The organism is Flavobacterium sp., assembly GCF_044339515.1.
Classification (GTDB): domain Bacteria; phylum Bacteroidota; class Bacteroidia; order Flavobacteriales; family Flavobacteriaceae; genus Flavobacterium.
Window position 1 is genome coordinate 1 of sequence record NZ_JBIIVK010000087.1, and the last position, 4,512, is coordinate 4,512.

At 31.8% G+C, this 4,512-nt stretch carries 7 protein-coding genes and 1 tRNA gene; 3 read left to right on the top strand and 5 right to left on the bottom strand.

Annotated features, from left to right (window positions below; genetic code table 11):
* Positions 1 to 190 (top strand): OmpA family protein (locus tag ACIQ0M_RS15120; protein ID WP_396153728.1); only part of this gene is annotated, 190 nt, incomplete at its 5' end.
* A 59-nt stretch (positions 191 to 249) separates the two neighbouring features.
* Here the strand turns inward: ACIQ0M_RS15120 and ACIQ0M_RS15125 are convergent.
* Both ACIQ0M_RS15125 and ACIQ0M_RS15130 read right to left on the bottom strand, forming a co-directional pair.
* Positions 250 to 702, bottom strand: coding sequence for a 6-pyruvoyl trahydropterin synthase family protein (locus ACIQ0M_RS15125; protein ID WP_396153729.1), 453 nt, complete (start codon positions 700 to 702; stop codon positions 250 to 252).
* A 33-nt stretch (positions 703 to 735) separates the two neighbouring features.
* Positions 736 to 912 carry a hypothetical protein gene (locus tag ACIQ0M_RS15130; protein ID WP_396153731.1) on the bottom strand — a complete coding sequence of 59 codons (177 nt, stop codon included), beginning with the start codon at positions 910 to 912 and terminating at the stop codon, positions 736 to 738.
* A gap of 122 nt (positions 913 to 1,034) precedes the next feature.
* Here ACIQ0M_RS15130 and ACIQ0M_RS15135 point away from each other — a divergent pair.
* A tRNA-Ala gene (locus ACIQ0M_RS15135) sits at positions 1,035 to 1,108 on the top strand.
* A 94-nt stretch (positions 1,109 to 1,202) separates the two neighbouring features.
* On the opposite strand, the gene ACIQ0M_RS15140 is transcribed toward ACIQ0M_RS15135, so the two are convergent.
* Positions 1,203 to 1,688 (bottom strand): thermonuclease family protein, encoded by a 486-nt coding sequence (locus tag ACIQ0M_RS15140; RefSeq protein ID WP_396153733.1) that lies wholly within the window; start codon positions 1,686 to 1,688, stop codon positions 1,203 to 1,205.
* Between the two features lie 95 nt (positions 1,689 to 1,783).
* Here ACIQ0M_RS15140 and ACIQ0M_RS15145 point away from each other — a divergent pair, with 95 nt between their 5' ends.
* On the top strand, positions 1,784 to 2,587 hold the full coding sequence (locus tag ACIQ0M_RS15145; RefSeq protein WP_396153735.1) for a hypothetical protein: 804 nt from the start codon (positions 1,784 to 1,786) through the stop codon (positions 2,585 to 2,587).
* A 156-nt stretch (positions 2,588 to 2,743) separates the two neighbouring features.
* Here the strand turns inward: ACIQ0M_RS15145 and ACIQ0M_RS15150 are convergent, their stop codons facing one another.
* Complete coding sequence (locus ACIQ0M_RS15150; RefSeq protein ID WP_396153737.1) at positions 2,744 to 3,493, bottom strand: hypothetical protein; 750 nt, start codon at positions 3,491 to 3,493, stop codon at positions 2,744 to 2,746.
* 129 nt (positions 3,494 to 3,622) lie between these two features.
* On the bottom strand, positions 3,623 to 4,048 hold the full coding sequence (locus ACIQ0M_RS15155) for a DUF6943 family protein (protein WP_396153739.1): 426 nt from the start codon (positions 4,046 to 4,048) through the stop codon (positions 3,623 to 3,625).
* Between the last annotated feature and the right edge of the window lie 464 nt (positions 4,049 to 4,512).

The window sequence follows — 4,512 nt, forward strand, 5'->3', positions numbered from 1 at the left end:
CAACTTGAGATTATCTGATGCAAGAGCAAAATCAACCGTTCAATACATCTTGTCTAAAGGTATCTCCAAAGAGCAAATCTCCGGAAAAGGAATGGGTGAAACCGAACCAAAAGTAGATTGTAAAGAAGCCTGCAGCGAAGAACAACACGCTGAAAACAGACGAAGTGAGTTCTTGATTGTAAAGAAATAAGATATAAAAAATAGAAAACAGAAACCCCGAACATTGTTCGGGGTTTTTTTGGTTAAACTTTATTTATTGTCAGACGCATACCATTCTGCAAAGGATGTCTCCGTTTCTTGTAATTTTAAGGAATGTAATTCAATGGAATTGGGTAGCCTATTTTTAATTTTCTTCGCAAAATCAATGACCATATTTTCACTGGTTGGTTGATAATCTACTAAAATGACATGATGTCCTCTGTTTTTTAATTCATTAGCTAATTCAATGTGTGGCGTGTTTTGATTAAAAACAGTGGCATGATCAAATAAGTCAACAATTTCTTCTTTTACAATTTTTTTCAAATCACCAAAATCGATGACCATTCCAAACTTTACGTTGGAAGTATCCGCAATTGGAGTTCCAATTACTGTAACTGATAGTTTATAACTGTGCCCGTGTACATTTTTACATTTTCCATCATAACCGTATAAAGCATGTCCGGTTTCAAAACTAAATTGTTTGGTAATCCTGATTTTTGCCATTTCACATTTATTTCGGTACAAAGATAAGTAATGCTAGGATTTATTTTCTCTTTTTTTTGCCGCATAATACATCCAATAGGCAATTCCTACTAACATTACGAAGGGGACAAATGAACCGATAATCAGACCTATTTGATATGAGTCGTCTGGAGCATTTTTAAGTTTATCTTCAATATCAACCGATTGAACGAGTAAAAGGAAGTTTTTCATTTACTTATAAATTAAAAGAACCAGAACAAATTTACAAATTTTAGGTAGAATTGAATCCTCTGAAAAATTAAAACAGAAAAGAGATGAAATAAAATAAATTTACTTAAATTTGCCATTGTTTTGGGGATGTAGCTCAGTTGGCTAGAGCGTTTGGCTGGCAGCCAAAAGGTCGTGGGTTCGAGCCCCATCTTCTCCACTTTTATAAACCGTAAGTATCAATAAATTAGATAGTTACGGTTTTTTATTTTATATATTAGTCCATATTTAGCCCACGTTCTTTCTATGTGTATTTAAAAATTATTTACTAAACAATAAAGGCCTTTTGAATTGATTTTAGCCTGCAAACTCCATTCCTGATACAATGGAAGCATTTCACAAAATACTTCATTATACGGCTTTGCATAGCCTTCTTTGATCATTATTTCGTTTAGAACTAGACCATTTTCTAAAACTACATAGCCCAATAATCTCCCATACTTATCTTGTAAATTATTTGATTCTTGAATTAGTTTAATTTTATCCCCAATAGATAACAAGCTTCTGAAATAATCAAAAGATAAATAGCCTAACTTCATTAAAAGTGCAGCTGGCATTTGAAGTTCTCGTTCGTCTTTTAAAATTTTTGGACAGTTTTTTATTTCCGGTGCATCAATTCCATATAATCGGATTTCATATTCATTTTTAGAATATAATTCTTTACCAATTAATCCATCTCCATCTACAAATTTTACCACTTCCAGAAGAATATTTTTAGTGTTTGTTGTAATTGCGTTCATATGCATTGCATTTATCAAATTAATCTATTGTATATCAAGTATTTACGGTGTAAATTTAGATAAAATTTTAGTATTAATTTAAAAAATAAATAGCTATGGCTAAACAAAGAGGACACATTAAGTACACAGGTACTTTAGGCGAAGTGCGACACTTCAAAATCAAAGGCAATAAAGGATTTTATGCCGGGTTAGTTGGTGGACCAACTGCTGAACAAATTAAAACTGCACCTGGTTTTGTGCGAACACGAGAAAACATGTCGGAATTTGCCGCATGTGCAATGGCAGGTAAATCTGTCAGAATTGGTTTGTCTTCTTTAATGCGTCAGATGTCTGATAGCAGACTTGCAGGAAGATTAACCGGAATTATGAAAAAGATTAATATTGAAGATGGTTCTGAAGCTAGAGGTCAAAGAGCTGTTTTAGTTTCGCAACAACCTCAATATTTGAAAGGATTAGATTTTAATCGCAACCTATCTTTTAATGGTATTTTTGCAGCTCCTTTCGCTTTGACGGCAAATGTTGATAGAAATGAAACTGAGTTAACTGTTGCTGCTTTCAATCCCTTAAACAGTATTAATATTCCATCGGGAGCGACGCACTTTCGATTAATCAATGCTATTTCTTTAGTTTCAGATTTTGTTTACAACTCAACTACTGGAGCTTATGAGCCATCAGATCCAAATTTAAATGAAGCTTCACAAATTGAGTTTTCAGCTTACATTCCGGTAAATACTACAACTGCCCCGATAAACTTAACTGCAACCTTAGCCGGTTCGCCATCAATCCCAACAACTGTTGCTGTTTTAGGTTCTGTGGGAATTGAGTTTTATCAACAAGTTGGCACAGAATACTTTATTTTCAAACAAGGAAATGCAATGAAAATACAAGATATATTCTAAAAATACCATCAGTTTGCAGTCTTGCAAAGTTTGCAGTTTGCAAAATAAAACCCTCGCAATTGTGTGAGGGTTTATTTTTTGCTTCGATTTACCAATAATGTGGACTTATATTGGACTTGTATTGCACTTACATTGCAAATTAATGTAAATCATATTCTATTTAACTTCGCGTAAATCTCCAAAAGTAAAACCTAAAATATTAGGTCTAAACCAAATTTTTTCAATTAAACCATTTCTGGTTTTAATCTTTTTGTTTTTATGAAGAAAAAATAAATCATCCTCAACAAGTTTACTATCTATTAATACATAATCATTTATTGAAACATCAAATTGATTTTTCTGTAGAATTTTCAATTTTCTATTATCATCTAATAAATAATCATATTCTGATAATGTTGTTGTTATTAAACTATTTTTGACCACAAGAGTTAAACGCGTATTCTTAAGTTTATAAAAACCATCATTTACATTTTTATTTTCAAAGGTGACCTTTGTATCTTTGTTCTCTAAAAAATCAATATGTTTTTTAGAATGAACTTCTAATTTTTTATCGTTTTCTAATAAATAAGTCCTTTTTTCTGAAGGTGCAAAATTTCTTTCAACAAGATTGTTTAGGTAAGTAACAACATCTAAGTCAGAAACTATATTTTCGTTTGCTAAGGCGAAAAAATCATTTTTTGTACCATCTAGTTTTAATATGATTACTCCATTATCAATAAATATTTCATTACAGAAAATTTTATCTGTACCTCTGTCGATTAATAATGATTTAGCTTCCGGGAAGTACTCCCATTTTCCTACTTCAGCTTTGCCGTTTTTGGATAGAATTAAATCGTTGTTTTTTTTGAATATTAGTTTTTGAATTTCATTATTGTCGTCAACTAGTGCCCAGGGCTTATCAATCAAAATAGATGTTTTGGATAAAGTTTGATTGAATCTACTAAGGTCAGTTGAAATTTTTTCTAATTATTCTTTAATCATAAAAATCAATTGTTTTAACAAATATAAAAAAAGAAAATGAGCATATTTCTATGCTCATGATCTTTTACAATATCTATACAAAATAACCCGTCTTAAATCGTTTATGAGGTTGATGTTTTGGTGGAATTGGTCTTCTTTTTGCTCCAAAAGTTTAAGTGTTGCAACATCTTTTTTGTGCTGCTCAAAATCTTGCATCATTTCATTGGATTTAATCATCAGGTTTTTAGAAAAATCATGGATTCTGATGTAAGGTATCACAGAACCTATGAGGAATTGATGCCAAAATTTAACCCTCCAGAGGGATGAAAGAATTTGTTTCATGTTTTCGCAATCTTCGGAGCAATAGAAAAGAATTACAAAGCAATTCGGACAAGGCACATTCAAAGGTTTACCTGTGTTCATTCCTTTGTTGAGAATGAAAAAATGAGGGACTGAGTAAACAGTTTCGTTTCGGTGGTGTTTCATCTTAAAATTAATCATATCGTGGCGTTTAAAGAATTACTAACAAGACACACTTTTCCCATAAAATTTTTTCAAAAGAAAAAAAAGAAAAAAAAAGAAAGCACTCTCGTCAAGTGAAGGGTTTCAAAAAAGCAAGTTTTTTTTAAAAAATACTACCACCCCTAAACGTCTTATGAAAAGAAGAGTTAGAAAAAGCGTGATTCGGAGAGGTATGGGTGGTGGAGATTTTTTAAAAAACCCGCAGGGCTTGAACTTGCTTTTTTGTAAACCCGGAACTTAACTTTGCTACCTTTTTTTTTATTTTATTTTTTTTGTTTCGGAGTAGAACTTTCTTCCTTAAACTGAATTGTTTCTTATTTGCAAATTCCGGTCAAATTGACCACCCAATTCCGATTTAAAGTGACCACCTGATTTCGGTTGAAAGTGACCACCCAATTTCGGTTCAAATTGACCACCCCGATTTTTCACCTAAAATTACTTTT